This window comes from Streptococcus mitis, from assembly GCF_009496155.1.
GTDB classification, from domain to species: domain Bacteria; phylum Bacillota; class Bacilli; order Lactobacillales; family Streptococcaceae; genus Streptococcus; species Streptococcus mitis_BQ.
In genome coordinates this window covers 1-25,794 of the sequence record NZ_WIJP01000019.1, presented here as the reverse complement: position 1 = coordinate 25,794, position 25,794 = coordinate 1, and the positions used below count along the sequence as shown (strand labels likewise).

At 38.5% G+C, this 25,794-nt stretch carries 26 protein-coding genes; 1 reads left to right on the top strand and 25 read right to left on the bottom strand.

Annotated elements, in window-relative coordinates:
• Window positions 1-123: 123 nt before the first annotated feature.
• Genes nusG through pbp2a form a run of 4 tightly spaced genes read right to left on the bottom strand, consistent with a single transcriptional unit; the run spans window position 124 to window position 3,297 of the window.
• Window positions 124-660: a transcription termination/antitermination protein NusG gene (gene nusG, locus GEZ84_RS09790; RefSeq protein WP_000376741.1), complete on the bottom strand. Its 537-nt coding sequence runs from the start codon at window positions 658-660 to the stop codon at window positions 124-126.
• Window positions 661-710: 50 nt separating this feature from the next.
• Window positions 711-887, bottom strand: a complete 177-nt coding sequence (gene secE, locus GEZ84_RS09785) for a preprotein translocase subunit SecE (RefSeq protein WP_001210991.1) — start codon at window positions 885-887, stop codon at window positions 711-713.
• Window positions 888-896: 9 nt separating this feature from the next.
• Complete coding sequence (rpmG, locus tag GEZ84_RS09780; protein ID WP_001809375.1) at window positions 897-1,049, bottom strand: 50S ribosomal protein L33; 153 nt, start codon at window positions 1,047-1,049, stop codon at window positions 897-899.
• A 52-nt stretch (window positions 1,050-1,101) separates the two neighbouring features.
• Entirely contained in the window at window positions 1,102-3,297 is a 2,196-nt protein-coding gene (gene pbp2a / locus GEZ84_RS09775; protein ID WP_153224395.1) for a penicillin-binding protein PBP2A, read from the bottom strand.
• A gap of 86 nt (window positions 3,298-3,383) precedes the next feature.
• Here pbp2a and GEZ84_RS09770 point away from each other — a divergent pair, with 86 nt between their 5' ends.
• Complete coding sequence (locus GEZ84_RS09770) at window positions 3,384-4,259, top strand: RluA family pseudouridine synthase (protein WP_153224394.1); 876 nt, start codon at window positions 3,384-3,386, stop codon at window positions 4,257-4,259.
• Window positions 4,260-4,328: 69 nt separating this feature from the next.
• On the opposite strand, the gene gap is transcribed toward GEZ84_RS09770, so the two are convergent.
• From gap to GEZ84_RS09665, 21 genes are all read right to left on the bottom strand, one after another.
• A complete protein-coding gene (gene gap, locus GEZ84_RS09765) occupies window positions 4,329-5,336 on the bottom strand; it encodes a type I glyceraldehyde-3-phosphate dehydrogenase (protein ID WP_000260685.1) in 1,008 nt (335 codons plus the stop codon).
• Window positions 5,337-5,512: 176 nt separating this feature from the next.
• Window positions 5,513-6,814, bottom strand: coding sequence for an ABC transporter permease (locus GEZ84_RS09760; protein WP_194252062.1), 1,302 nt, complete (start codon window positions 6,812-6,814; stop codon window positions 5,513-5,515).
• Complete coding sequence (locus GEZ84_RS09755) at window positions 6,783-7,466, bottom strand: ABC transporter ATP-binding protein (protein WP_153224393.1); 684 nt, start codon at window positions 7,464-7,466, stop codon at window positions 6,783-6,785. Before GEZ84_RS09755 ends, GEZ84_RS09760 begins: the two co-directional genes overlap by 32 nt.
• Window positions 7,447-8,655, bottom strand: a complete 1,209-nt coding sequence (locus GEZ84_RS09750; RefSeq protein WP_153224392.1) for a hypothetical protein — start codon at window positions 8,653-8,655, stop codon at window positions 7,447-7,449. Before GEZ84_RS09750 ends, GEZ84_RS09755 begins: the two co-directional genes overlap by 20 nt.
• 11 nt (window positions 8,656-8,666) lie before the next feature.
• Complete coding sequence (locus GEZ84_RS09745) at window positions 8,667-9,251, bottom strand: ABC transporter ATP-binding protein (protein ID WP_153224391.1); 585 nt, start codon at window positions 9,249-9,251, stop codon at window positions 8,667-8,669.
• A gap of 340 nt (window positions 9,252-9,591) precedes the next feature.
• On the bottom strand, window positions 9,592-9,882 hold the full coding sequence (locus GEZ84_RS09740) for a hypothetical protein (protein WP_153224390.1): 291 nt from the start codon (window positions 9,880-9,882) through the stop codon (window positions 9,592-9,594).
• Window positions 9,883-10,035: 153 nt separating this feature from the next.
• The gene (locus GEZ84_RS09735; RefSeq protein ID WP_319946447.1) at window positions 10,036-10,956 is read right to left on the bottom strand and encodes an XRE family transcriptional regulator; all 921 of its coding nucleotides are present in this window, start codon (window positions 10,954-10,956) and stop codon (window positions 10,036-10,038) included.
• Between the two features lie 123 nt (window positions 10,957-11,079).
• Window positions 11,080-13,731 carry a bifunctional acetaldehyde-CoA/alcohol dehydrogenase gene (gene adhE, locus GEZ84_RS09730; protein ID WP_153224389.1) on the bottom strand — a complete coding sequence of 884 codons (2,652 nt, stop codon included), beginning with the start codon at window positions 13,729-13,731 and terminating at the stop codon, window positions 11,080-11,082.
• 298 nt (window positions 13,732-14,029) lie between these two features.
• Entirely contained in the window at window positions 14,030-14,440 is a 411-nt protein-coding gene (locus GEZ84_RS09725) for an MORN repeat-containing protein (RefSeq protein ID WP_153224388.1), read from the bottom strand.
• The gene (locus tag GEZ84_RS09720; protein WP_153224387.1) at window positions 14,427-14,870 is read right to left on the bottom strand and encodes a low molecular weight protein-tyrosine-phosphatase; all 444 of its coding nucleotides are present in this window, start codon (window positions 14,868-14,870) and stop codon (window positions 14,427-14,429) included. The genes GEZ84_RS09725 and GEZ84_RS09720 overlap by 14 nt, the downstream gene beginning before the upstream one ends.
• A gap of 46 nt (window positions 14,871-14,916) precedes the next feature.
• The gene (gene yajC, locus GEZ84_RS09715) at window positions 14,917-15,216 is read right to left on the bottom strand and encodes a preprotein translocase subunit YajC (protein WP_001069287.1); all 300 of its coding nucleotides are present in this window, start codon (window positions 15,214-15,216) and stop codon (window positions 14,917-14,919) included.
• 116 nt (window positions 15,217-15,332) lie between these two features.
• The gene (gene tkt, locus GEZ84_RS09710; RefSeq protein ID WP_153224386.1) at window positions 15,333-17,309 is read right to left on the bottom strand and encodes a transketolase; all 1,977 of its coding nucleotides are present in this window, start codon (window positions 17,307-17,309) and stop codon (window positions 15,333-15,335) included.
• Window positions 17,310-17,425: 116 nt separating this feature from the next.
• Window positions 17,426-18,049, bottom strand: coding sequence for a ribonuclease P (locus GEZ84_RS09705; protein WP_153224385.1), 624 nt, complete (start codon window positions 18,047-18,049; stop codon window positions 17,426-17,428).
• Between the two features lie 50 nt (window positions 18,050-18,099).
• The gene (gene jag, locus GEZ84_RS09700) at window positions 18,100-19,089 is read right to left on the bottom strand and encodes an RNA-binding cell elongation regulator Jag/EloR (protein WP_153224384.1); all 990 of its coding nucleotides are present in this window, start codon (window positions 19,087-19,089) and stop codon (window positions 18,100-18,102) included.
• A gap of 17 nt (window positions 19,090-19,106) precedes the next feature.
• Window positions 19,107-19,931: a membrane protein insertase YidC gene (locus tag GEZ84_RS09695; RefSeq protein WP_261023148.1), complete on the bottom strand. Its 825-nt coding sequence runs from the start codon at window positions 19,929-19,931 to the stop codon at window positions 19,107-19,109.
• Window positions 19,906-20,277 (bottom strand): ribonuclease P protein component, encoded by a 372-nt coding sequence (gene rnpA / locus GEZ84_RS09690; protein ID WP_153224382.1) that lies wholly within the window; start codon window positions 20,275-20,277, stop codon window positions 19,906-19,908. The genes GEZ84_RS09695 and rnpA overlap by 26 nt, the downstream gene beginning before the upstream one ends.
• Window positions 20,278-20,601: 324 nt before the next feature.
• Window positions 20,602-21,147 carry a hypothetical protein gene (locus GEZ84_RS09685; RefSeq protein ID WP_153224381.1) on the bottom strand — a complete coding sequence of 182 codons (546 nt, stop codon included), beginning with the start codon at window positions 21,145-21,147 and terminating at the stop codon, window positions 20,602-20,604.
• Window positions 21,148-21,152: 5 nt separating this feature from the next.
• A complete protein-coding gene (locus tag GEZ84_RS09680; RefSeq protein WP_153224380.1) occupies window positions 21,153-21,608 on the bottom strand; it encodes a hypothetical protein in 456 nt (151 codons plus the stop codon).
• 300 nt (window positions 21,609-21,908) lie between these two features.
• On the bottom strand, window positions 21,909-23,099 hold the full coding sequence (locus GEZ84_RS09675) for an acetate kinase (protein ID WP_000167776.1): 1,191 nt from the start codon (window positions 23,097-23,099) through the stop codon (window positions 21,909-21,911).
• 49 nt (window positions 23,100-23,148) lie between these two features.
• Window positions 23,149-24,102: a class I SAM-dependent methyltransferase gene (locus GEZ84_RS09670; protein WP_153224379.1), complete on the bottom strand. Its 954-nt coding sequence runs from the start codon at window positions 24,100-24,102 to the stop codon at window positions 23,149-23,151.
• A gap of 526 nt (window positions 24,103-24,628) precedes the next feature.
• Window positions 24,629-25,794 (bottom strand): LPXTG cell wall anchor domain-containing protein (locus GEZ84_RS09665; RefSeq protein WP_153224378.1); only part of this gene is annotated, 1,166 nt, incomplete at its 5' end.

Here is a 25,794-nt window from a genome sequence, read left to right as displayed (position 1 = left end):
CATAATCTTCCCCTTTCTAGATACAGTTTAACAAATAAAGAAGCTAATTGGGACTATTTCACCTATTCTGTCCCCTTTACCTCCTCAACTGCACAAAAAAGAGAGGACATGCCTCTCTCAGGGTTATAATTCTGCAATTTGGTTTAGGTTTACTTCTGCTACTGTGTCATTACCAAACATAGAGATGATCATCTTCACTTTGTTATTATCAATCTCTGTAATCTTACCAGTATAGTCTGCAAAAGCACCATCAATAATACGTACAGTTTGACCGACTTCAACATCGAGATCAAACTCTTGTACAGTTTGTCCCATAGAAACCAAGATATCACGAATTTCTTGTTCCAATAATGGAGTTGGTTTTGATCTATTTCCGTGAGAACCAACGAATCCTGTAACGTTTGGTGTGTTTCGAACAACAAACCAAGCTTCATCTGTCATGACCATTTCTACAAGAACATAACCTGGAAAGCGATTTTCTTCTACTTCTTTTCTCTTTCCATTTTTTTCAACTTGCACTGTTTGTGTTGGAATTTCAACGCGTAGAATATTATCCAACATGTTATAGGTTTGTGCACGTTGTAATAGATTTTCTTTTACCTTATTTTCATAACCAGAATAGGTTTGTAAAACAAACCACCCTTTGTCAAAACTATCCATGATATTTCCTTTCATAAATAGAAGATTTTTAGTGTACTTTCACTAATCTTCTAAAAAATGTTAATAAATCGAATCAAACCTGAAACAATCAACTGGTCAAAAATGTAAATAATTACTACAAAGAAAGCTGTGTATTCCATGATAGAACGAAAATCTCTCCAGCTTTCCTTGCGAGTTGGCCATGTTGTGTCTTTAAGAAGTCTAAAAATATCTCCAATAAAACGCATCGCTCTCTCCTATCTCGTTTCTCTGTGTGTAGTGTACTTACCACAATGCTTACAAAATTTATTTACTTCTAGTCGTGTAGGCTTGGGGTTTCCACTAATCTTGATTGAATAGTTTCTCGAACCACAAACCGCACAAGCTAGGCTTGCTTTTTTTAGTGCCATAACGCCTCCATCTTATCTATTATAACAAGAAAGCCAGGCTTTGACAAGCATCTTAACGGAATAGATTGACTACCGAATCCCAAATCGTTTGAGCCTTTTCCTTAATCTTCGCATCTGAGATAGCCCGACTAGCCTCATCTACTAGACTTTGCGCACGTCCTCGAATATCAGACAAATTATCATCTGTCTGGCTATTATCATTGGTTTGTACTTGTCTTTTTGTGTTAGCTGGTGCAATTCCGTTTTTCTTATATGCATTTTCAACTGTAAAGGTGCTTCCTGGCGTATAAGGTAAAATAGTATTTGCAATGTTTCTAAAGACATGAGCTGCACCATTTGAAGTAGATCCTGCTAGATAGTGATTTTCATCAGTGGTCGGAAAACCAAGCCAGTGGCTAATCACTACATCCGGTGTATAACCAATTACCCACTGATCACTTGTGTATTCAGGATTAAAAACCGCTTCAGTTGTACCAGTTTTTCCTGCCATGACGTAATCTGCAGGTGATGAACTAATACCAGTTCCGTTTGTGAATGTACCCAACATCATACTGGTCATCTTGTCAGCTACAGACTTATCAATCACCCGTTTTTGTGAATTTTTATGGCTTGCAATAACCTGTCCACTAGCATTTTCAATTCTACTAATAAAATGAGCTTCCGGCATTAAACCTTCATTTGCAAAGGCAGCATATGCTTGAGCCATTTGAAGAGGATTGGTTTCAACACCGCTTCCCAAGGCGACACCAAGAACACGGTCGACTTTTTCCATGTTGAGTCCGAATTTTTCGCCCGCCTCAAAAGCCTTGTCAACACCCAAATCATTAACAGTGGCAACAGCAGGTAGATTAAGCGATTCTGCCAAGGCTTGATACATAGGAACTTCTCGACTCGTCTTGATTCCTGCATAGTTATCAACCTTATAGCTGTCGTACTGCATGGTATGGTTATCCAACTGCTTGTTCAAAGCCCAACCTGCTTCAACTGCTGGGGTATAGACAACTAAAGGCTTAATTGTAGAACCAGGACTACGTTTTGATTGGGTTGCATAGTTGAAATTCCGAAATCCTGTTTTATCATTGTCAGCAACTTGACCAACAACTCCACGAACTCCCCCCGTTTTCGGTTCGAGAGCTACACTTCCTGATTGAGCAAATGTTCCATCCTCTGCCCTCGGAAATAGCGATGTATTTTTATAGACAACCTGCATATTTGCTTGGTAGTTTTGATCCAACTCTGTATAAATGCGGTAGCCATTATTGACGATTTCTTCCTCTGTTAGATTATACTTGGAAACGGCTTCGTTAACCACCGCATCAAAGTAAGAAGGATAGCGGTAATCTGAAATTTTTCCTTCATACTTATCTTGCAATTGCGAGGTCATATCAACTCCTGCAGCCTCGGTTTCTTGATTTTTATCAATATATCCTGCTGCAACCATATTTTGCAAAACAGTATCGCGACGATTAGTCGAATCTTCTAAGGAATTCAAGGGATTATACAGTTCCGGTCCTTTGAGCATCCCTGCCAGAGTCGCAGCTTGATCCAAACTCACTTCTGACGCAGAAACTCCAAAGTATTTCTTACTCGCATCTTCTACACCCCACACACCATTTCCAAAATAGGCATTGTTAAGGTACATGGTTAAGATCTGATCCTTACTATATTTTTTTGTTAATTCTAAGGCAAGGAAAAATTCTTTCGCTTTTCTCTCAACAGTTTGATCCTGTGACAAATAGGCGTTTTTAGCTAGCTGTTGGGTAATAGTAGATCCACCACCTGAACGGCCAGCAGTGACAATCGCCAAGAAAAAACGACCATAGTTGATCCCGTCATTTTTATAGAAAGAACGGTCTTCTGTCGCAATAACAGCATTCTGCAAATTTTTACTGATATCAGTCAGTTCAACATAGGTTCCCTTTTGACCAGACAAGGCACCAGCCTCTTTTTCTTCACGGTCAAAAATGAGGGTTCGAGTTTTCAAAGCATTTTGCAAATCATTGACATTGGTTGACTTAGCTACAGCAAACAAATAGGTTCCAACTAGCAAGCCTGCACTCAAACCTAGTATAAGGACAATCTTTGTTAGATGATAGCGACGCCAAAATTTTCGAATTGGACCTACTTGGGCTAATTTTTTTCTATCACTACGAGAGCGACGCAAGCTAGTAGAATCAGAACCCTCCGATTCACTTGTTTCTTTTTTAAAAAGAGAAAGAAATTTCTCAAATAATTTATCTAATTTCATGCGTTTATTTTATCATCTTCATCATAGGAACTCAAGAATTTAGCTATTTCCTATCCAAATATGGCTTTTTTTGTTACAATATCTGTATGCAATTCACTTTTACATTACCTGCCTCTTTACCTCAAATGACGGTGAAGCAATTACTTGAGGAACAACTCCTCATCCCTAGAAAAATCCGGCATTTTTTGAGAATCAAGAAACACATTTTGATTAATCAGCGAGAAGTTCACTGGAACGAGACGGTAAATCCTGGAGATGTTTGCCAGTTAACTTTTGACGAGGAAGATTATCCCGAAAAAGAAATCGCTTGGGGCAACCCTGACCTCGTCCAAGAGGTTTATCAAGATCAACACTTGATTATTGTCAACAAACCTGAGGGTATGAAAACACATGGTAATCAGCCAAACGAAATTGCTCTTCTTAACCATGTCAGTTCCTATGTTGGCCAAACCTGCTATATCGTTCATCGTCTGGACATGGAAACCAGTGGTTTAGTTCTCTTTGCCAAAAATCCTTTTATCCTACCCATTCTCAACCGCTTACTGGAGAAAAAAGAAATTTCTAGGGAATATTGGGCACAGATCGACGGACATATCAACAGCAAAGAGCTTGTTTTCAGAGACAAAATTGGGCGTGATCGCCATGACCGCAGAAAACGAATAGTTGATACAAAAAATGGGCAATATGCTGAAACACAGGTAAACAGATTAAAGCAATTCCCAAACAAGACTTCCTTGGTTCGTTGCAAACTAAAGACAGGTCGAACCCATCAGATTCGTGTGCACCTTTCTCATCATAACTTCCCTATTTTGGGCGACCCTCTCTATAATAGCAAATCAAAGACAAGTCGGCTTATGCTCCACGCCTTTCGCCTTTCCTTTACCCATCCGCTTACTTTAGAGAAGTTAAGCTTCACTGCTCTTTCAGATACTTTTGAAAAAGAATTAAAAAAGAATGGATGATCGTGTCATCCATTTTTCCATATAAGAAAAGCAAGACCACAAAGGCCTTGCTTTTTATCGAATCATGAATTATTTAGCGATTTTTGCGAAGTATTCAAGAGTACGAACAAGTTGTGCAGTGTATGACATTTCGTTGTCGTACCATGATACAACTTTAACCAATTGTTTACCGTCAACGTCAAGAACTTTAGTTTGAGTTGCGTCAAACAATGAACCGTAAGACATACCTACGATATCTGAAGATACGATTGGATCTTCTGTGTAACCGTATGATTCGTTTGAAGCTGCTTTCATAGCTGCGTTTACTTCATCAACAGTAACGTTCTTTTCAAGAACTGCTACCAATTCAGTAACTGATCCTGTTGGAGTTGGAACGCGTTGTGCAGATCCGTCAAGTTTACCGTTCAATTCTGGGATTACAAGACCGATAGCTTTAGCAGCACCAGTTGAGTTAGGAACGATGTTTGCAGCACCAGCGCGAGCACGGCGAAGGTCACCACCACGGTGTGGTCCGTCAAGGATCATTTGGTCACCAGTGTAAGCGTGGATAGTAGTCATCAATCCTTCTACAACACCAAAGTTGTCTTGAAGAGCTTTAGCCATTGGAGCCAAGCAGTTTGTAGTACATGAAGCACCTGAGATAACTGTTTCAGTACCGTCAAGAACGTCGTGGTTAGTGTTAAATACAACTGTTTTAACGTCGTTTCCACCAGGAGCAGTGATAACAACTTTTTTAGCTCCACCTTTAAGGTGTTTTTCAGCCGCTTCTTTCTTAGCAAAGAAACCAGTAGCTTCAAGAACGATTTCTACACCGTCAGTAGCCCAGTCGATTTGCTCTGGATCACGTTCAGCAGAAACTTTAACGAATTTACCGTTAACTTCAAATCCACCTTCTTTAACTTCAACAGTACCGTCGAAACGACCTTGAGTTGTGTCGTATTTCAACAAGTGTGCAAGCATAACTGGATCTGTAAGGTCATTGATGCGTGTAACTTCAACACCTTCTACGTTTTGGATACGACGGAAAGCAAGACGACCGATACGTCCGAAACCGTTAATACCAACTTTAACTACCATTAGTGATTTCCTCCTTATGAAAATCATGAAATTTTTATTGTGAAAAGAGTAACTTGAATCACTACAAATCACCTTTCAACAAACCTATTATATAACTATTTAAGTTTAATTGCAAGTACGGGCATTGTTTTTCTCTGTTAGTTTCTTTTTAAGTCTGTAAATCAAGAACTCCCTTACTATTCATATCGTAGCGATTCTACAGGGTCCATTTTACTAATTTTACGCGCTGGGAAGTAGGCAGAAATATAGCCAAGCAAGAGAGCGAAAACTAGAGTTCCTAAAACAGATAACAAATTTAATTCAAAAACCTTAGTGATGGATGGGTAAAAGTGATTTACAACCGCATTCGCCAAACTTCCCACCCCTTGTGCAACCAAAAATGCCAGTAACAAGGCGATGCCTACAATCCAGATAGCCTCATAAATAAAAATTCCTTTGACATCACGATTCTGATAACCAACTGCCTTCATGACACCTATTTCCTTAGAACGTTGCATGATATTGATGTAAATAATGATACCAATCATGACAGCTGCTACCACAATAGCTTGTGATGAAAGTACAATCAATAATCCCTGAATAACACGAATAAAAGTAATCACAATATCAAGAACCTTCTGTTGAGAAAGAACAGTATACTTCTTATTTTTCTGTAATTCTTCTGTTACCACTTTTGTCTGTGATGGATCTTTAAGTTCCAAGATAAAATAAGATACAGCTTTTGTAAATCCAGCTTCTTTCAAAATCGTTTCCATTTGATGAGACGGCATGAAACTGTTGCTGTCCTCCATGTCATCTTCATCATTGATTACACGTACAATCTTTGTTTGAAATTGAGCAATCTTACTAGCTTCGGCAGTATTTTCTACAATACTTGCTGAGACTGATTTGCCAATAACATCACTAGCTGTCAGATTGTTTCCTGTCTGTTCATTCCAATTTTTTAGTAAACTGATTGGAATCGTTAATCCCTGTTCATTTGTATCAGTATAGAGGGATCCAGCTACCACTTTGTCCTTTTCATTACTACTAACAGAGATACTTGTATCCTCATAGAGACTCACTACTTGAGCATAAGAAGGCATCGTTTGACTAAAATCCATTTCTTGCCCATCTATAGTCATATTTGACATGTTCATCCCAAAAGGACTCTCCAAATATTTAATAGCTTCTTTTCCAACTGTATCCGTGATATAGTTCTTATCATCTTGGTTCAAAAAGCCTCGTCCAACATTTTTTGTGTTTAAAGCAATCTGAACTTGAGAAGGGATTTGACCTCCATTCGTATTTTCATCAATCATCGAAATCAATGCATTTCCCAATCCGAAAGAAATTAAGACTCCTACAAAACCGATTGAGGTTGCTAGCGCAATCAATAGGTTACGCCACTTTCTTTCCAGAAAGTTATTTAAAGAAAGTTTGAATTTGTTTTTCAATGATAATCCTTTATTTTTTGACTTCTTCAACGACTTCACCATCCTTCATTTTGATAATCACATCTGCATATTCGGCAACCTCTGGATTATGGGTTACAATCAGTACTGTTTTCCCTGTTTGGGATAAATTTTTAAATACTTCCAATACCATTTCTTGGGATTGAGAATCTAGCGAACCCGTTGGCTCATCGGCTACAATCATATCTGGTTGATTTACCAAGGCACGCGCTATTGCTACACGTTGCTTTTGACCGCCAGAAAGCTGTTTAACATTTTTAGCCATAAAAGGCTCCATGCCCAAGTTACTTAATTGCTCCTTTGCAATCATTGTCATCTCCCTGTCAGATAAATCTTTGACATAGAGAGGTAGCTTGACATTGTCCAAGACAGACTGATGAGGAATGAGGTTAAAGTTTTGAAACACAAATCCAATGTTGTTTTTACGAAATTGAGTTAGTTCAATCTCTGATAAGTCACGGAGTGATTCCCCTTTAAACTCTAAATCTCCTTCATATTGTCTATCTAAACCGCTAATGATATTTAGTAAACTGGTTTTGCCACAGCCTGATGGACCGTAAATCGCTGTAATTTTACCTTTTGCAATCTGCAGATTTATATTCTTTAAAGCCTGCTCTTGATGTTTACCATCCAAGGCGTAAAATTTTGAAATATTTTTAATGGATAAAATGGACATGATTATCTCCTTTAATTACTTTTGACAACATATATCGATATAAACTACAATAAATAATACTGATATAAACTATATTTAACAATATCAAGCCCCATAAACCAAATAGTTTAATTTGATTGAATAATAAGCAAACCATAACTGGTACGAAGCGAATAATGCACAATGTTATCCTTGTATTTATAGGAATTGAAAAAGCATCTAATTCTTTCGCATTCTTGAAATGATACTTTCTAAATATAATTATCTCTAACATTTGTATCCCTTGGCATAAAAAATATGCTAGAGAAACTCCGAAAAGAAATAGGGAAATATCTATAAAACCGTACCCCAGATAATTTAAAAAGACATATAGCGAGATCGACGGAACTAAGATACTAATAAAATTTAAAGACCAAATTCTTTTTTTTATAAACTTATTAAGATTGACCCCCACAGCCTTCAGATAAGGGAAGTCCTTATTTAAAGTAAGAAAATAAAAATTTATCCCTTTATTGCTAAAAAATACTGTCCCTGAAAATAAAGCTGTATTCAATATCATCGCTTTATTCGATATATCAATTCCTAAAAAATCTGGTAAAACCAACCACATGAACATAAACATAAAAGTTGAAAATACAGGTATAGTCATCGCTTTAAACACCGTCAAACCATCAACGACAGATAATAAATAGGTTGTACTGAACGATTTTTTAAACCTTGGCCTAACATACCTGATTTTCGGTATAAAAAATATACTATTAAGTAAAAAAACAAGTAGGCATGCAAATATTCCTAAAGAAATATCATAGAAAAAAATAACTACTAAGATGGGGGAAACTAGAATTAAATTCTTTAAAAATACTATATTCCAAAATTCTCTCCCTGTGACATTGAAAAATATCCTCATTGTACTCTCTGTTTTAGTTTTTAAAACATAAATATTTTCATAAATTATTCCTAATAACAAAATTGCAGGAACAAGTATTTTTACTAATTCAAAGTATGATAGGATACCCCAAATTTGATTTTCACTTAATAGCTTATAAACTTCTTGTTTAGCAAAACAAAATATAAAAATCAAACTAATAGATGAAAGAAAATATTTGTATGTCGATTGAAACAACGATAATTCCTTGACATTATTCGAATCATTCCAGTATCCCTGTCGAGATAGGAATAATAGAGTAATAGAGTAATAAAACTTTTCCATATAACTTTCCTCTACAAAGAAATAATCTGATCAACTGTCGGTAAAATTTCTTGCCTCTCGTGACTTACAATAATGAAGCGTTTGCCTAGATTTATCTTTTGCTCCATCAATTGAAGCAGATTTTCAACCGAAATTTGATCTAAACCTGATAAAGGTTCATCCATAACATACAAGTCCGAATCCAATAAAAACGCTGCTATAAGCATTACTTTTTTCTTTTCTCCTAATGACAATGATTGAATTGTTTGTGTCATTAATTTCTCATTCAAATAAAATTGTTCTCGTAATTCTCTTAACCGTTCTTCGAACAAATTTGTTTCAATAAAAAATTGTTTCTGTAAAAATCCGAATAATAAATTAGGAGATAAACCAATGAAATAGTTGTCCGAAGAATCTGGAACATAGCTAACTTTTTCTTCAGAAATCAATGAGCCAGAATATGGTTGAACAATTCCTAGTAATACTTTCAATAATGTTGACTTTCCTGAGCCATTTTTTCCAGTAATCAGTGTAAGACCTGAATTTGAAGTATCAAAAGAAATATTGTTAAACAGTATCCGACTATTTATCCTATACGAAATGTTCTCTACTTTCATTTTTTCTCCTTTTATATTATAATTAAAATAGTTGATAGTTATGTCTATAATCTTTTTGAGAATGCCCATTTTCAAACTGAGACATAACTATCAATTATTTTTTTATATTAATTTCTAAACTAGAACCACTGTTTAATCCAGCCCCAAATTGCTGTTAAAATCCAGTCAATAATAATCCATTTGATAATTCTCCATACGAAACGCCACATAATAATTCCTCCTATTTACTAAACCATTGTTTCACCCAACCCCAGATAGCTTCCCATATCAAACTAATCAGAATCCATTTTACAATTTTCCATACCCAACGCCACATATTTTATTGCTCCTTTTTAAATTTCTATTTTAATTTTCTAAAAAAATCAAAATCTCTAAATGTTCTATTACTCTCCAACGTCATATCAAGTCCCTCATTTACTTCTCGTACAATAATAAGTGCATTATTTGCTATACCGACTAATGGATAGACTTTTAATATCTGGGGTTTTATTGTAATCAAATCCAATAAATAGCCGTTAACTCTTATTTCTACTTGAAGAAGAGTTGATAGCGTTTGTCGAATGAGCAGTACATCTCCAACTTCTGACATGCCAGTCAATAAAACATTATTTATTCTTTCAAATTCTAGCATGTCGTTCCTCTAAACTCAAGTCCACCACCCACCCGTGATAAATAGAAAAATCAGTATTTTAATCATAGTAAATTCCTTTCTCTTTATTATGAATCCATTTTAACAAAAAAGTGACATTTCCCCAATGACAGAAATGTCACTCCTATAAAGCATTTAACAATACCTTTCTAAGTCTTCGCTCCATTCCTTATCTAAACTAACGATTAACTTCTCATTACCAAACATCCTCGCCATCATTTTTGCTTCTTCATACTTTTGTTTGGCTGTATCATAATCCATCTGAATATAATATTTCCATTCGACCATCAAGACAATCGGTTGTTTTTGAAAATCTCGTGTTTTTTGTCCTATTTTATTTAAGGTCTCGACTGCCCTCTTAAAATAATGAAACAGCCCCATAATTTCTATACAAGCTAAAGAAGCTAACAAGGAATCTCTAAGTAAGTCCAAACAATCGAACTCTATCTTATCAACCTGAGAACTTAATTTATCATGAAAACAAAGAATGGTTTCATACTCAGATTCTTTTATCTCACCCACATTTAAACCATCCATTAACTGACAGTTGAAATACAGTCTCAGTTTCAACAAGTCCTCGGCTTTATATACATCTCTGGATAGTAAGTCTTGAAGACCGTCCTCAATCACACCACTTCCGTATAAGGAATTACTAGTCGCTCTCACTGCATCTATAGCTTGAAGGCAATCCACTATCATCTTCTCATCACGTGGCAAATCATCATAAAAATTCTCAAAAATCTCATCGAAATATTCTTCCTTTTGTTCCTGCAACTCCTCGTCTCCGTAGTCAGGATGACGAAGAAGAAAGTATTTTAATTCTTGGTAACGCTTGGGTAATTCCTTATAGTCTGGCATCAAGACGTAGGACGGAATTTCTAATCGTTCTGCAATATATTCTAGTGTTTTTATTGTCGGGCGAAACTCTCCTTTTTCTATCCGCACCAGCTGACGGACTGATAATTCAGACTCATCCCCGCAAAAAATTGGACGACTAAGTCCTTTCTCCTCTCTTAAAAGTCGCACTTTATCCCCTAACTCATTTATCTTGTTCACTTGCCCCTCGCATGATTATAAAAGATTTGATTTTCAAACAAATATATGAGATTATTATACCATTTTTCAAATAGAATTACAAAAAAAGAGACAGGAAATTCCTGCCTCTAGGCTGATAAACGATTATTTACGACGTCCTGGACGTTCTGCATAACCATAGTAAGCATCTGCCATGATTTCTTCCATGTCAGCTACCATTGGCAAGCGTGGATTTGCAGGTGAACATTGGTCTTCATAAGCAAGCAAGGCAATTTCATGCAAGCTGTCTTTCCAAGCTTTTTCATCAATTCCTTGATCCTTGAAGTTCATCTTGATACCTACTGCAACACCAAGTTCGTAAACAGCTTTAGCGTATGCTTCAACTGCTTCTTCTGGAGTTGAGTGAGGCAAGCCAAGCATTTTCGCGATGTCTTGGAATTTCTCATCAGCTTTCCAGTAGTTGTATTTAGGCCATGTAGTAGTCTTAGATGGACGAGTTCCGTTGTAACGGATAACATATGGAAGCAAGATAGCATTAGTACGGCCGTGAACAGTGTGGTGAACACCACCAATCTTGTGAGCCATTGAGTGGCTCATACCAAGGAAGGCATTGGCGAAGGCCATACCAGCCATTGTAGACGCATTATGCATTTTTTCACGTGCTTCTGGGTCAGCTGTCTTAACAGATTTTTCCAACCATTCAAAAACAAGTTTGATTGTTTGAAGGGCGATACCGTCTGTATAGTCGTTAGCAAAGTTTGAAGTATAGGCTTCAGTCGCGTGTGTCAAGACGTCCATACCTGTATCAGCAGCGATAAAGTCTGGAACTGATTCAACCAAAGCAGGGTCAACAATCGCAATAGTCGGTGTCAATGAGTAGTCAGCCAATGGGTATTTGCGGTTGTTTTTCTTATCAGAGATAACGGCAAATGGTGTTACTTCTGAACCAGTACCTGAAGTTGTTGGGATACCGATGTACTTCGCTTTCTTACCAAGTGATGGGAAGCGGAAGGCGCGTTTACGGATGTCCATGAATTTTTGAACCAAGTCACGGAAGTCGATTTCTGGTTGTTCGTAGAAGAGCCACATTACTTTCGCCGCGTCCATTGGAGAACCACCACCAAGAGCAATGATTGTGTCTGGTTCAAATGCTTTCATAACCTCAGCACCACGTTCTACAGTTGTGATGTCTGGATCTGGTTCAACATCTGAGAAGACTTGGACAGTTACACGGTTGCTACGTGCGTTCAATTGGTCGATAACACGTTGAACGAAACCGAGTTTTTCGATTGATTTGTCTGTAACAATCAAAACGCGTTCAATATCTTCACATGTTTGAAGGTATTGGATAGAATTGCGTTCGAAGTAAATTTTTGAAGGAACTTTAAACCATTGCATATTATTTCTACGTTTCCCTACTTTCTTGATGTTTAGGAGGTTAATAGCACTCACGTTATCACCAACTGAATTACGTCCGTATGAACCACATCCAAGTGTCAATGATGGGATGAAGGCATTGTAAACGTCACCGATACCACCGAAAGTAGATGGAGAGTTCCAGATAATACGCATAGCTTTGATTTCTGTACCAAAGCGTTTAGCAAGAGCTTCATCTTTGGTATGGATAGCTGCTGAGTGACCAAGTCCGTTAAACTCAACCATTTGACGAGCTTTTGTAAGACCATCTTCTGTATCTTCAGCTTTTAGGACAGCAATAACTGGTGACAATTTTTCACGAGTCAATGGTTCTTTTGGCCCTACTTCCTCACATTCTGCAGCCAAGATGTTTGTTCCTTCTGGAACACTGAATCCTGCTTGTTCTGCAATCCATGCTGCTGGTTTACCAACAATGTTTGCATTTAGTTTAGCACCAGCACAGTTTTTGCTGTTTGCTTTCACACCAAAACAGAATTCTTCAAGAAGTGCTTTTTCTTTTTTATTTACAAAGTAAGTGTGGTATGATTTGAATTCTTCTACAAATTCGTCGTACACTTCTTTATCAATGATAACTGCTTGTTCTGATGCACAGACCATCCCATTATCAAATGATTTAGACATAACGATGTCATGGGCAGCTTGACGAAGGTCAGCAGATTTTTCTACATAGGCAGGAACGTTTCCGGCACCTACCCCAAGAGCTGGTTTACCACATGAATATGCCGCTTTAACCATGGCATTACCACCAGTTGCAAGGATAGTAGCAACACCTTCGTGGTTCATAAGCGCTCCAGTTGCTTCCATAGATGGCTCTGTAATCCATTGAACACAGTTTTCAGGCGCTCCAGCTGCGATAGCGGCATCACGAACGATTTGTGCTGCGTGGGCTGATGATTCTTGAGCTGATGGGTGGAAGGCAAACACGATTGGATTACGTGTTTTCAAAGCAATCAATGATTTGAAAATTGCTGTTGATGTTGGGTTTGTTGTTGGAGTGACACCACACACAACACCGACAGGTTCTGCAATTTTAGTCAATCCTGTAACAGGATCATCATCGATAACCCCGACAGTTTTAACTCCGCGCATGTTATTCACAACATGTTCACAGGCAAAAAGGTTTTTTGTCGCCTTGTCTTCAAATACACCACGACCAGTTTCTTCAATTGCATGCTGTGCTAGGATACCGTGCGCATCAAGAGCTGCAACTGAAGCTTTCGCTACGATGTAGTCAACTTGTTCTTGGTTCAACTTGCGCATTTCTTCAAGGGCAACTAGAGCTTTTTGCACCAATCCATCAACATGCTTTTCAGCAGCGAGTTGTTTTTGCTCAGGTGTAACAGTTTTTTTATCAGCCATATTATCCTCCATAGCCTTTAAGGATTTTATCCTTTGTTAATTTTTTCACAAGTTTATTATAACTCTTTTTTTATGTTTTGTAAACAGTTTCATAAACATTTCACAAAGAATTTTTAGTTCCTTGTGAAATATTTATCATTATCTTTGCTTATTAGCCTTTTTCTTTATAGTTTGTGAAATTTATTTCAAAAATTTTTTATTTCACAAACTTGATTGGAAGAGAGACTTGAAAAGAAAAGGATTTATGGGTAAGCGCTTACTTAAAGATTCTAACAATACCTCCTTTGATAAGGAGGCCTTATTTTTGTTGAAAAACGCCTTGTTTAAAAGTCCCTTCATAAACAACTTCTTGTTCTGTTGTTAGTTTTCCTTTTCCTTCAGCCTGACCATTTACAAAATCACCTTCGTAGGTCCAACCTTCTTTAGATTGAAAAGTACCTTTTCCATTGAAGGCTCCATTATTGAAACCACCTGTATATTGGTCTCCATTTTGGAAGGTAATGGTGCCTTGGCCATTCATTTTACCACGGACAAGACTGCCCTCGTAAACAATTGTTCCATTATCAAGCTTTAGAACACCTTTTCCAGGAATATTTAGAAAAAAGACGAGTACAGCACAGAAAACAATGACAACTACTGCTAAAAGCTCTAAACGTGGACGAGTCAGATAGACACGATACTTTTCGTAAAAATTCTTAAGATTTTCCATCTTCACTCTCCTTTTCTAAACGTTCTAACCAAGCTTGACAACCCTCTTGAACACGCTGATAAGTTTCTTCAAAATCTCCTGTATACCAAGGATCTGGAACGCTTTCAGATGCAAATGAGTAAATCTTATCTTGACAGTCTGCTGGACACATCTGACGTAAGTCAGAAACATTTGAAGCGTCCATCCCGATAATATAATCAAAGGCTTCAAAATCTTCCTTACTAATCTGAAGCGATGTCTTGCCTTTTTCATAAGGAATCTCATACTCTTGAAAAATCCCTTGAGTTCCCTTATGAATCGGATTGCCATGCTCCCAAGAGGAAGTCGCTCGACTTTGGATTTCATAGTTATCTGTCATCGATTTCATAACAAACTCAGCCATAGGGCTACGGCAAATATTTCCCAGACAGACAAAGACTAGTTTTTTCATCCCATTTCCTTTCTTTTATAGAAAAACGGGAGTTAGTAATCCCGTCTTATTTTTCAATTGCGCCTTCGAGTGAAGCTGTTTCTTTCAGCGGTAATACTGTTTTGATAGCAGCTAGTTCAAAAGTCAAGTAAACTCCATCTACATCAAGAACAATTGTTCCCTTCTCAGTATCTACTTCATCTACTGTTCCATAAAGTCCACCGATTGTAATCACTTCATAGCCTTTTTGCAGTTTATTTAAGCTTTCCATACGTTTTTGTGCTTGTTTCTTTTGAGAGCGTTGCGTAAAGAACATCAAGCCCACCATAAGGGCTAGCATGATTAAAAATGTATAATTTGGATTCATTAGTTTCTCCTTTGTCTTTTACATAGGACTACTATATCAAATTTCAGCTACTTTTACAAGATTGTACCTTGCTTTTCTAGTAAGAAAAACCAGAGCTTACGCTCTGATTTCTAGAATTATTTCAAGTTTTGAACAACTTTTACAAGATTTTCTACAGTAAAGCCATATTCTGCCAATACTTTTGGTGCTGGAGCAGAGGCTCCAAAGGTATCAATACCAAGAACGGCACCATCTAGTCCAACATATTTGTACCAGTTTTGACTTGCACCCATTTCAACTGCAACACGACGACGAACTGCATTTGGAAGAATTTCTTCCTTGTATGCTGCATCTTGTTTATCAAAGACATCTGTAGATGGCATGCTGACTACGCGGACTTTTGCACCTTGACTAGCCAATTCTTTAGCAGCTGAGACAGCAAGATTGACCTCTGAACCTGTCGCAATCAAGATGGTATCAAAGTCTGCTGCATTTTCATAGACAACATAAGCACCTTTAGCAACCTTGTCGAAGTCTGTTCCCTCTTCAACAGTCAAGTTTTGACGGGTCAAGACAAGGGCAGTTGGTGTTTTCTCACTTGTCACTGCAAGGTACCAAGCTGCTTGCGTTTCACGCGCATCTGCTGGACGGAAAACATTTAGATTTGGCATGGCACGAAGACCTGCTAAGTGCTCAACTGGTTCGTGAGTTGGCCCATCTTCCCCAACTGCAATAGAATCGTGGGTAAAGACATAAGTCACAGGAAGTCCTTGTAAGGCTGACAAGCGAACAGCTGCCTTCACATAGTCAGAGAAGACGAAGAAAGTTCCACCGTAAACACGAAGTCCACCGTGAAGTGCCATCCCGTTCAAGATAGTCCCCATAGCAAATTCACGAACACCAAACTGAATGTTACGGTTCAAGCGATTGGCATCGTCTTGAAGTCCGTCAGTCTTGATATAAGTCATGTTTGAGTGAGCAAGGTCAGCTGATCCACCCAAGAAAGTTGGCAACTTAGCAGCCACAACGTTCAAAGCATCCTGACTCGAGTTACGAGTTGCTTGAGAGAAGCCATTTTCTAAAGCAGGGAAGTCCGCTGGAGCCACTTCAACTGGATCACGTCCGTCGATGATGGCTTCTACTTCTGCAGCCAATTCTGGATGCGATTCTTTATAATCAGCAACCAATTTTGTCCAAGCTTGATAAGCTGATGCACCACGGTCTGCAACATGTTCTTTGAAATCAGCATATACTTGTTCTGGGATTTCAAATGGTTCGTAGTCCCAACCAAGGGCTTGACGAGTTGCTGCAGTTTCATCTGCGCCGAGAGGAGCACCGTGTACAGCATTAGTTCCTTGTTTGTTTGGAGAACCGTATCCAATGACAGTCTTCACTTCAATCAAAGATGGCTTACCTGAAGCTTTAGCCGTTTCGATAGCAGCATGGATGGCTTCCAAGTCTGTTCCATCTTCTACCAAGGCAGTATGCCAACCGTAGGCATTGTAACGGTCACGAACACTTTCTGTAAAGGAATCCTTTGTCTCTCCATCCAAGTTGATGTCATTTGAATCATAAAGAACAACTAACTTGTCTAGTTTTTGCAAGCCTGCATATGAAGCCGCCTCGCTTGAGACACCTTCCATCAAATCTCCGTCTCCACAGATAACATAAGTATAGTGGTCAAAGATATTGTAGCCTTCTCGGTTATATTTGGCTGCCAAGAAACGTTCTGCTTGGGCAAAACCAGTGGCAGTTGAAATCCCTTGACCTAGAGGACCTGTTGTAGCATCAATCCCTGCTGTATGGCCAAATTCTGGGTGACCTGGTGTTTTTGAACCCCATTGGCGGAAGCTCTTGATTTCATCCATGCTGACATCTTCAAAACCAGAAAGGTGAAGAAGGGCATAAAGAAGCATTGAACCATGACCAGCTGAAAGAATAAAGCGGTCACGGTTAATCCAGTTTGGTTGAGCTGGATTGATACGAAGTTGTTTTGTAAAGAGGCTGTAAGCCATTGGAGCCGCTCCCATAACCACACCTGGGTGACCTGAGTTGGCTTTATTAATGGCGTCAATACCTAGGAAACGAATTGCATTAACAGATAGATTTGACATAGAATTTCCTTTCTATTTGAAGTGATGATTGTATCACACATTCTATTTTACTATTATATGAAAAAATACATAGAATAGCAATTAAACAATTCGATGCTAGATAAGTCTTCTACTTTCTATCCTCTGGTTGCCTGATAGTAGGGAAATAAGCGCTTATAAGCTTCATCTAATTTTTCTAAAATCACTTCTAATGATTGATTTTCTATAAAAGAAACATCTGCCTTAACTAACACTTTACGGACTTCCTGACTTCTCAACTTCTCGCGTAAAGTACGACGATTTTCTTCGTTCGCCTCCCACCGTTGACTTTGACCATCAGAGTAGACTAGATAATAAATCCCTTCAACGGTTGGAATTTCTAAAACTTTGGCCTGCTTGCCTAAAGTTTGCTCATCCTTCTTACGCTCGATAAAACTGACTTCTAGTGAGACTCCAAAATCAGAAGGACTTCCATATAAACGTAAAGCCAACATAGGTTCTGTCACTTGTCCGTTTCTCTGTAGATAGACCCAGAAATGTGGTCGCAAACGCTGGGCCTGATTCATCCACTGGCTAGTCTGTTGGAGTTGCCATTCTGGATGGCTTGCTTGGAAAGCTTTGGCCAATTCTGTAAAAGCCTTTCGGGCCTCTTGACCTTTGTGGCGGAATGCCAGCATTTTTTCTCGCTCTTCTCCTGCTTTATCAGGATTACGGTACTGCAAACCAGCAAATTCTAGATAATTTCTTATTTCATTTAACATCCATTTAATCTCCTTTAGCTAGCAAAAAATCAGGATAAACCTGATTTTACTTATTCTGTATCTACAACAACATAGCGATTTGGCTCATCACCTTCAGAGTAACTAGTCACGCCATCCATACGTGAAATAATACGATGGATAATCTTACGTTCGCTATTTGACATTGGATCCGTTTGATGACTGCGGCCTTCTTCTAAAACACGAGTCGCCAATTTTTGCGCATAGGTCTGCAAGACTTCTGCACGGTGTTCGACATAATCATTGACATTGATTGTAATATAGAAGGTTCTTGAATAGCGGTTATAAAGATAATTTTGAGCCAATAGTTGCAAGGCCTTCAAGACTTTACCATGGTAACCGATAATACGACCTGGTTCGTTGGTGTCAATTTGTAAATTGATACTACGGCGGTTATAGTCATTTGAAATCGTCGATTCGACATCCATATCATCAATAATCGCCTGAACATAAGTCGTTACTTCCGTAGCTACTTGTTCAATATCAAAGCTCGGTTCCACCTTTAAGCCCAAATCTTCTAATTCTTGATGCTCATCTTCTTCTAGCTCCTCGACACCTGAAGGCTCTTCTACTTGTCCATGCATCACAGCTTCTTTAATTTGCATTTCATTTAAGATTTCAATATGACCTGTTTCTTCTAAGATGGTGCTAGCATGTTTTTCATTTTTCAAGATTTCAGCCTTGACTTCATCAGAAACCCCTTGGCCTTCTTCTTCAATCTTTTTAATTGCTTCTACAACATGCCCCAAATCAACGGTCGCTTCACTGACTGTTTTAACTGGTTCATTTTGTTCATTGATTTCTTTAGGAACACCCTTAACAGCTTGTTGATTGGCCTTAATGACAGTTGTTTCACTAATGGCTTCAATGTCAACCTGGGCTGGTTTTTTACCAAATAAGCCAAGAAACCCTTTTTTCTCACGAGAAATGACTTTGATATGAGCCTTCATTCTTGGAATATCTAATTCTTTCAATCCTTTCTGGATTGCTTCTTCAACAGTTGAACCTGTAAATACTACCATTACCAGATTCCTCCTTATTATTTCGTTTTTTGAGCCTTTTTCTTGGCTTTTCTTTTTCTATTTTCCAAATCTTTCTGTGCCTGAGCTACAGCCTCGCGCTCTGCGATAATCTTGAATGGATTATTCAAGAAATAGGTTTGCAAGACTTGATAAGCATTGGACACTGTCCAGTATAGGGCGACTCCACCTGGTGCATAAACTGCAAAGATAAAAATCAAGACCGGAATCCCATACATCATCGCAGTCGTAGCGCCATTACGCTCAGACAAGGCTTTATTAGACAGCCAAGTACTTAAAAAGGTGAATACAGCTGCCAAAATCGGAAGAACAAGGGTTGTGTCCACACCACCAAGGTTAATCCATAAGAAATGACCTGTCTTTAAAAAGTCAACTCTTGATAGCGCTTGGAACAAGGCCAAGATAACCGGCATCTGAATCAAAATCGGCCAAAGAGAATCTGACTGTCTGACACCCATTTCTTTAAAGACTTTACGTATTTCTTGATCTAGCTTGGTTCTGCTTTCCATATCTCGACCCGGATATTGTTCTCGAAGCGCCTTAATGCGTGGCTGAGCTTCTTGCATTTTTCTAGAAGCCACCATTTGCACTTGAAAGACTGGCAAGAGAACTGTACGAATCAAGACCGTAAAGAGAATAATCCCCACTCCGATACTGATATCAAACGATAAAAAGCGAATAATTTCCGCAAAGAAGTAAACAAATTTACTCCAAAAATCAGCCGAATTGGCTGTAATATCGCTAGTTGTCCCATTAGTCGCACAGGCTGTCATGATCAATAGAGACAGTCCTAGCAAACTAGTCAACTGTAATTTCTTTTTCACTCCCATTTCCTTCCTGGTAAATCTTTGATAATTTTAATACGTGGAGTAGATTTTTCTCCATCTCTGCGTATTCCAAGGTTTCGACTCCTTTTCGAGCAATGACAACAAAGTCGACATCTTCTACCAGACTCCCTTTTGCATTCTGGATAATATGCCGAATCCGTCGCTTAATTTGATTTCTAGTGACCGCATTCCCCAGTTTTTTGCTAACTGATAGACCTACTCGAAAATGGTTTTTCTGATTTTCTAGTTGGTAGACAACAAACTTGCGATTGGCAAAACTTGTCCCCTCCTTGAAAATCGCCTTAAAATCTTTCTCTCTTTTTACACGAAAGTTTTTCTTCAAAACTCAACTCCATCTATTAAATTACTACTATTATACCATATTTTTCAAAAAAGCCAATCATAGCAAGGTTTGGACAGTTCTACCAATATTCTCTTTTTTATTTTTTAATCCTTTTCGTCGTGCTTTCATTCTCTTTCTTATTGTCACAATGTCTGCTGTTCCCGTAACAGTCTATACTTAAAACTTTAAAAATTTGAAGCCATTTCCCCTGTAAACACTAAAAACGACAAAGTGGTTAGAAATTTATTTTCCAACCACTTTATCACATTCATTAAAGACAGAACTATCATTTTAACATTCTTAATTACAAGTATTTAAGCATAACTAACCCCAAATAGCACATTTTCCAGCAGAGATTCCTAATTGTGCAACGATTCCTGCAACGTTACTCTTCATGCCAAATTTAGCAAGTTTCATTGCTATATATGAAGCAGCTTTGCCCCACATTTGACCTTGAATATAACTGATAATGTCCCCTCTCATTAAATCAACAAGTTCCATACCTGGAATCATACCAATCAACTCATCACGCATACATGAAACAAAATCTCTATCTTGTAAAGAGGCTTGCAAGTTTTGAACCAAATTAGGCTCTGTATAAATACGTTCAATGCCCATTGCAATATACGGTGCTAAAGTGCCATAGCGTTCTGTCAATAATTCTTTATTAACATAAAGAACGCCATTCTCATAACTCGTCGCTTCTGTAAACAAGAATTTCAAATCCTTCTCTACTTCGGCAACATCAATATACTCTACAGTTGTATTTGGAACCTTTGTTTCATTAGCGTATGCAATCCCTATAAAATTCGGTACCATAATAAGCAAAGTTGTAGCAATAACAATACATTTTGTAATTATCTTTTTCATGTCATTCACTCTTTCTGAAAGAAATCGTGTTGTGCTAAATAGTCATAATGCTCTTTGTTAAATTGATACTGACCTACACGCTGACTAATCTGACCGACATCCACAGAAAAAATGTAGTTTTCATTTTGATAATTCCAGTTCAGCCTAACTGTATTCAAGACTGGCTTATAAGTAAAATCTTTAACCTGATTCCAAGGCATCTCAACGACTTGATTAAAACGATTTTCAATTACATCACTGATATCCATCAAGTAAATCCCCTTAGGTGTGAATGCCATAATCTTTGGATTCACACTCGACTGAACATAGTAGGCTCCTCCTATAATGAAAAAATCAATAAAGGATTTCAGCCATGTTTTTTTCTTAAAAGCCATCAGAAAATTTCTTTGTCCCTCGATATGACAAGTTGTAAGAAATGATTCAATCTGTTTTTCTGTTGCAAATTCCATAATAGCGCCCATGATATCACCTCCATAACTACAAACTAAGAACGATACAACAGCACTTATAATTTATCACAACAATATTATAACACAAGTTGTAAGCGAATACAAAAAACAACATAATATAAAATATTTTTTGATGGTACCTGTCATTCTAAGCGAAAATTCGAAATAAGTTATCTTTTATCACTTTTAACTCTTCTTAAAATCATCCACCGCTATCTATGATTTCTACCTTTCAGAGCTAGTTAAGTTAAAAAAGAAGCTGGAAAAATCTCTTTCCCAACTCCTTGTATTGAATATTTTTTCTAGTTTTACTTATTTTTTCAAGCGCTCAACATCACGGGCAATAACTAGCTCTTCATCTGTTGGAATAACCAAGACACGGATCTTCGCTGCCTCTGTTGAGATGTCTCCTGTCACGCCAAAGACGTTCTTTTCATCATCAACATCACAACCAAACCAAGAAATTCCTGAGATAACATCCTTACGTACAACAGCTGCATTTTCTCCGATACCTGCAGTAAAGATAATAGCATCTGCTCCATTTAAGACTGCAAGATATTGACCGATATGTTTTTGGATACGATCAACATACATCTCATAAGCCAAAGCAGCATCATGATTTCCGTCTTCCTTAGCGGCAATCACATCACGCATATCGCTAGATTTGCCTGAAACACCCATCAATCCTGATTCACGATTAAGGACGCGACTAATATCTTCAGGCGTGTTAAAGTCCTCTGTATATTGCATTAAGTAAGGAATGATGGCTGGGTCAATATCCCCTGTACGAGTACCCATCATCACACCACCGAGTGGAGTGAATCCCATGGAAGTATCGACAGATTGACCACCCTTAACAGCTGTAATAGAAGCACCATTACCGATGTGGCAAGTAATCAATTTCAAGTCTTCTAATGGACGTCCCAAGAGTTTTGCAGCTTCTCCTGCTACAAACTGGTGGCTTGTACCGTGGGCACCATATTTACGAACCTTGTTTTCTGTGTAATATTTTGTTGGTAGAGGGTAGCGATAAGCTTTCTCTGGCATAGTTGTATGGAATGAAGTATCAAAAACAACTACACTGGTAATGTCTGGTAATAATTCCTTGAAGGCACGAACACCTGCTGCATTGGCTGGATTGTGGAGAGGAGCCAACAAGCTCAACTCTTCAACTTTTTCTAAAACATCTCCCTCAACAACTGTTGATTCTTTGAAATATTCTCCACCTGCAACAACACGGTGGCCAACACCTGTAATCTCATCATAAGCTTTGATAATATCGAAACGAATCAAGTCATCCAATAAGATTTTAACAGCTTGTGTGTGATTTTCGATATCCAAAATTTGTTGTTCAGAACGGCCGTCAAATTTTACAGTTGAAATTGAATCTTTCAAACCGATACGTTCAATCAAGCCTTTCGCCAATACTTTTTCTTCTGGCATTAAGTATAATTGCCATTTCAAACTTGAACTTCCTGCATTGATTGCAATTGTTTTTGTCATAACAAGACTCCTCTTTTAAGCGTTTTCATCTATTATAACAAAATCTATTTTATATTTCAGTACCTTGAGTCCATTTTTGAAAATTTTCTTTAAATTTCATTAAAACACTTGCATCTTGTAGGCTAGCAAGTGGATAAACAAAATGCTCGACTGCTATTTCACTTTTCTTCTGTAGGATAAAAATAGTCTTAGATTGTTTGGCACTAGCAAAGAGATTTTCAGGCAGACTAATCATAGCAACCAGACTGGCCTCCTCTTTCAACCAGCCTTTCAACAAATCACTTTGAGGACTGGTCAACAAATCACTCGGAGCAAGAAAAATAGCGTATCCGTCTGACTTGAGATACTTTAGACCTTGTTCCATGAGCAAGTGATGGGCGTAAGTATGTTCTTGACTAGAAGCAACTTGATGGCGCGACGCAACGGCATCATCAGGATAATAGCCGACAGGCAAGTCGCTGATGACCACATCGCTTTCTTTGAGCATTTGTGGACGAACGGCATCTCCTTGGACAAAGCCAGCCTGCAATCCAATCACATCTGCCATACTAGCCGCCAAATCAATCAGCAAATCATCTACTTCCATTCCCAAGTAATCCACTTTTTTAGCAAGCGAGGTCAAGAAAGTAGCACCCAGAATTCCCATCCCAGAACCCATTTCGAGGATAGTGATTTCCTCCTCTTCAAACAGCTCTTCCACAATAAACACCAAAAGTAAAGCAATAGCATCTGGTGTAAACTGGTGATTGGCCTGCAAGGGTTCTGTTTGCCCAGCCTTCATCAAGAGAAATTGGTAGGTCTTGAGCCATTCTTCTTTGCGAAGTGCTAAGCGTTTGAGAGCCTGATTGTTCTCTTTGACCTGCTCTAGCTCGGTTTCACCATCCAGATAGATGCTGTTTTGCTCCACCAAGGCGTCATAAAAGTTAGTCGCCAAATCACTTTGGATGACTTGGACATTCTCTAGTAAATAGGTATAAGCTTGTTCAATTTTTTCAAAATCCATATTCCTATCTTATCAAATTTCCCTTCTTTTTTCCATCCTTATAGAAAAATTACACTATATCTATATTGGTTTTACATCAATTTGTTACTGACTACATCAATCTTATCTACACAAAATCAGATAAACCTTTCTAACTATCCTCAACTGTACTCTTATCCTGCGGTCTAATCTTTGCTTGGTATAAGACCTCACATAATCATTCTAACAATTCACACCTCTTCTAATAATCCTCTTTAAATATAATCGAAGAAAATAAAAGATAAAAATACTATAAGAAAAGCCCACTAATCTATCAATGCTTTTATGAAGTGGTTTTTCGTACTCATTTTTTTAACCGACTATACAAACACAAGGCTGGGAAACTCAATTCCATCCGAAAAGAAAGGAAATATTTCCACAATAAAACGCATACTATCAAGTTTCAATCCAAGACCTGATAATATGCGTTTTTATGATTTTACAGACTTTTTTGTCCAAACTCGATAGACACATCTATCGCCGATCAAATATGAGATAAGCAGATTGTTTACATTTCTTCTTCATCATCACGTTTACGGCGTTTCGCAAACATTCCTAGACCAGTCACGGCTGCCAAAGCTCCAAGGAGTACAGATGATTTGGAAGCTTCTGTACCTGTATTTGGCAATTGCTGTCTTGACTTAGCTACTGATTCTGATGGTGTTTCAGATGCACTTGTTGACGCTGACTCAGATGCCGATGTGCTGGCTGATTGGCTTGCACTTGTTGAGACTGACTCAGATGCGCTTGTGCTGGCTGATTGGCTCGCACTTGTTGAGGCTGATTCAGATGCGCTTGTGCTTGCTGATGCAGACGCACTTGTTGAGGCTGATTCAGATGCGCTTGTGCTTGCTGATGCTGATGCACTTGTTGAGGCTGATTCAGATGCCGATGTGCTGGCTGATGCAGACGCACTTGTTGAGGCTGATTCAGATGCGCTTGTGCTGGCTGATTGGCTTGCACTTGTTGAAGCCGATTGGCTAGCTGACGTACTTGCTGATTGGCTCGCACTTGTCGATGCTGACTGACTAGCTGATGTGCTGGCTGATTGACTTGCACTTGTTGAAGCCGATTGACTAGCTGACGTGCTGGCTGATTGGCTCGCACTTGTTGACGCTGATTCAGATGCGCTTGTGCTTGCTGATGCTGAGGCACTTGTTGAGGCTGACTCAGAAGCTGATGTGCTTGCTGACTCAGAGGCACTTGTTGACGCTGATTCAGAAGCCGATGTGCTTGCTGACGCTGAGGCACTTGTTGAGGCTGATTCAGATGCCGATGTGCTTGCTGACGCTGAGGCACTTGTTGAGGCTGATTCAGATGCCGATGTGCTTGCTGATGCTGATGCACTTGTTGACGCTGATTCAGATGCGCTTGTGCTTGCTGATTGACTCGCACTTGTTGAGGCTGATTCAGATGCCGATGTGCTTGCTGATTGGCTCGCACTTGTTGATGCTGACTCAGATGCCGATGTGCTTGCTGATGCTGATGCACTTGTTGACGCTGATTCAGATGCCGATGTGCTTGCTGATGCAGATGCACTTGTTGACGCTGACTCAGATGCCGATGTGCTTGCTGATTGGCTCGCACTTGTTGACGCTGACTCAGATGCGCTTGTGCTTGCTGATTGGCTTGCACTTGTTGACGCTGACTCAGATGCGCTTGTGCTTGCTGATG

Excerpts from the sequence above, each read along its gene's own strand:
- nusG (WP_000376741.1), bottom strand. The coding sequence starts at position 660 with ATGGATAGTTTTGACAAAGGGTGGTTTGTTTTACAAACCTATTCTGGT.
- secE (WP_001210991.1), bottom strand. The coding sequence starts at position 887 with ATGCGTTTTATTGGAGATATTTTTAGACTTCTTAAAGACACAACATGG.
- rpmG (WP_001809375.1), bottom strand. The coding sequence starts at position 1,049 with ATGGCACTAAAAAAAGCAAGCCTAGCTTGTGCGGTTTGTGGTTCGAGA.
- pbp2a (WP_153224395.1), bottom strand. The coding sequence starts at position 3,297 with ATGAAATTAGATAAATTATTTGAGAAATTTCTTTCTCTTTTTAAAAAA.
- GEZ84_RS09770 (WP_153224394.1), top strand. The coding sequence starts at position 3,384 with ATGCAATTCACTTTTACATTACCTGCCTCTTTACCTCAAATGACGGTG.
- gap (WP_000260685.1), bottom strand. The coding sequence starts at position 5,336 with ATGGTAGTTAAAGTTGGTATTAACGGTTTCGGACGTATCGGTCGTCTT.
- GEZ84_RS09760 (WP_194252062.1), bottom strand. The coding sequence starts at position 6,814 with ATGGTGAAGTCGTTGAAGAAGTCAAAAAATAAAGGATTATCATTGAAA.
- GEZ84_RS09755 (WP_153224393.1), bottom strand. The coding sequence starts at position 7,466 with ATGTCCATTTTATCCATTAAAAATATTTCAAAATTTTACGCCTTGGAT.
- GEZ84_RS09750 (WP_153224392.1), bottom strand. The coding sequence starts at position 8,655 with ATGGAAAAGTTTTATTACTCTATTACTCTATTATTCCTATCTCGACAG.
- GEZ84_RS09745 (WP_153224391.1), bottom strand. The coding sequence starts at position 9,251 with ATGAAAGTAGAGAACATTTCGTATAGGATAAATAGTCGGATACTGTTT.
- GEZ84_RS09740 (WP_153224390.1), bottom strand. The coding sequence starts at position 9,882 with ATGCTAGAATTTGAAAGAATAAATAATGTTTTATTGACTGGCATGTCA.
- adhE (WP_153224389.1), bottom strand. The coding sequence starts at position 13,731 with ATGGCTGATAAAAAAACTGTTACACCTGAGCAAAAACAACTCGCTGCT.
- GEZ84_RS09725 (WP_153224388.1), bottom strand. The coding sequence starts at position 14,440 with ATGGAAAATCTTAAGAATTTTTACGAAAAGTATCGTGTCTATCTGACT.
- GEZ84_RS09720 (WP_153224387.1), bottom strand. The coding sequence starts at position 14,870 with ATGAAAAAACTAGTCTTTGTCTGTCTGGGAAATATTTGCCGTAGCCCT.
- yajC (WP_001069287.1), bottom strand. The coding sequence starts at position 15,216 with ATGAATCCAAATTATACATTTTTAATCATGCTAGCCCTTATGGTGGGC.
- tkt (WP_153224386.1), bottom strand. The coding sequence starts at position 17,309 with ATGTCAAATCTATCTGTTAATGCAATTCGTTTCCTAGGTATTGACGCC.
- GEZ84_RS09705 (WP_153224385.1), bottom strand. The coding sequence starts at position 18,049 with ATGTTAAATGAAATAAGAAATTATCTAGAATTTGCTGGTTTGCAGTAC.
- jag (WP_153224384.1), bottom strand. The coding sequence starts at position 19,089 with ATGGTAGTATTTACAGGTTCAACTGTTGAAGAAGCAATCCAGAAAGGA.
- GEZ84_RS09685 (WP_153224381.1), bottom strand. The coding sequence starts at position 21,147 with ATGAAAAAGATAATTACAAAATGTATTGTTATTGCTACAACTTTGCTT.
- GEZ84_RS09680 (WP_153224380.1), bottom strand. The coding sequence starts at position 21,608 with ATGGGCGCTATTATGGAATTTGCAACAGAAAAACAGATTGAATCATTT.
- GEZ84_RS09675 (WP_000167776.1), bottom strand. The coding sequence starts at position 23,099 with ATGACAAAAACAATTGCAATCAATGCAGGAAGTTCAAGTTTGAAATGG.
- GEZ84_RS09670 (WP_153224379.1), bottom strand. The coding sequence starts at position 24,102 with ATGGATTTTGAAAAAATTGAACAAGCTTATACCTATTTACTAGAGAAT.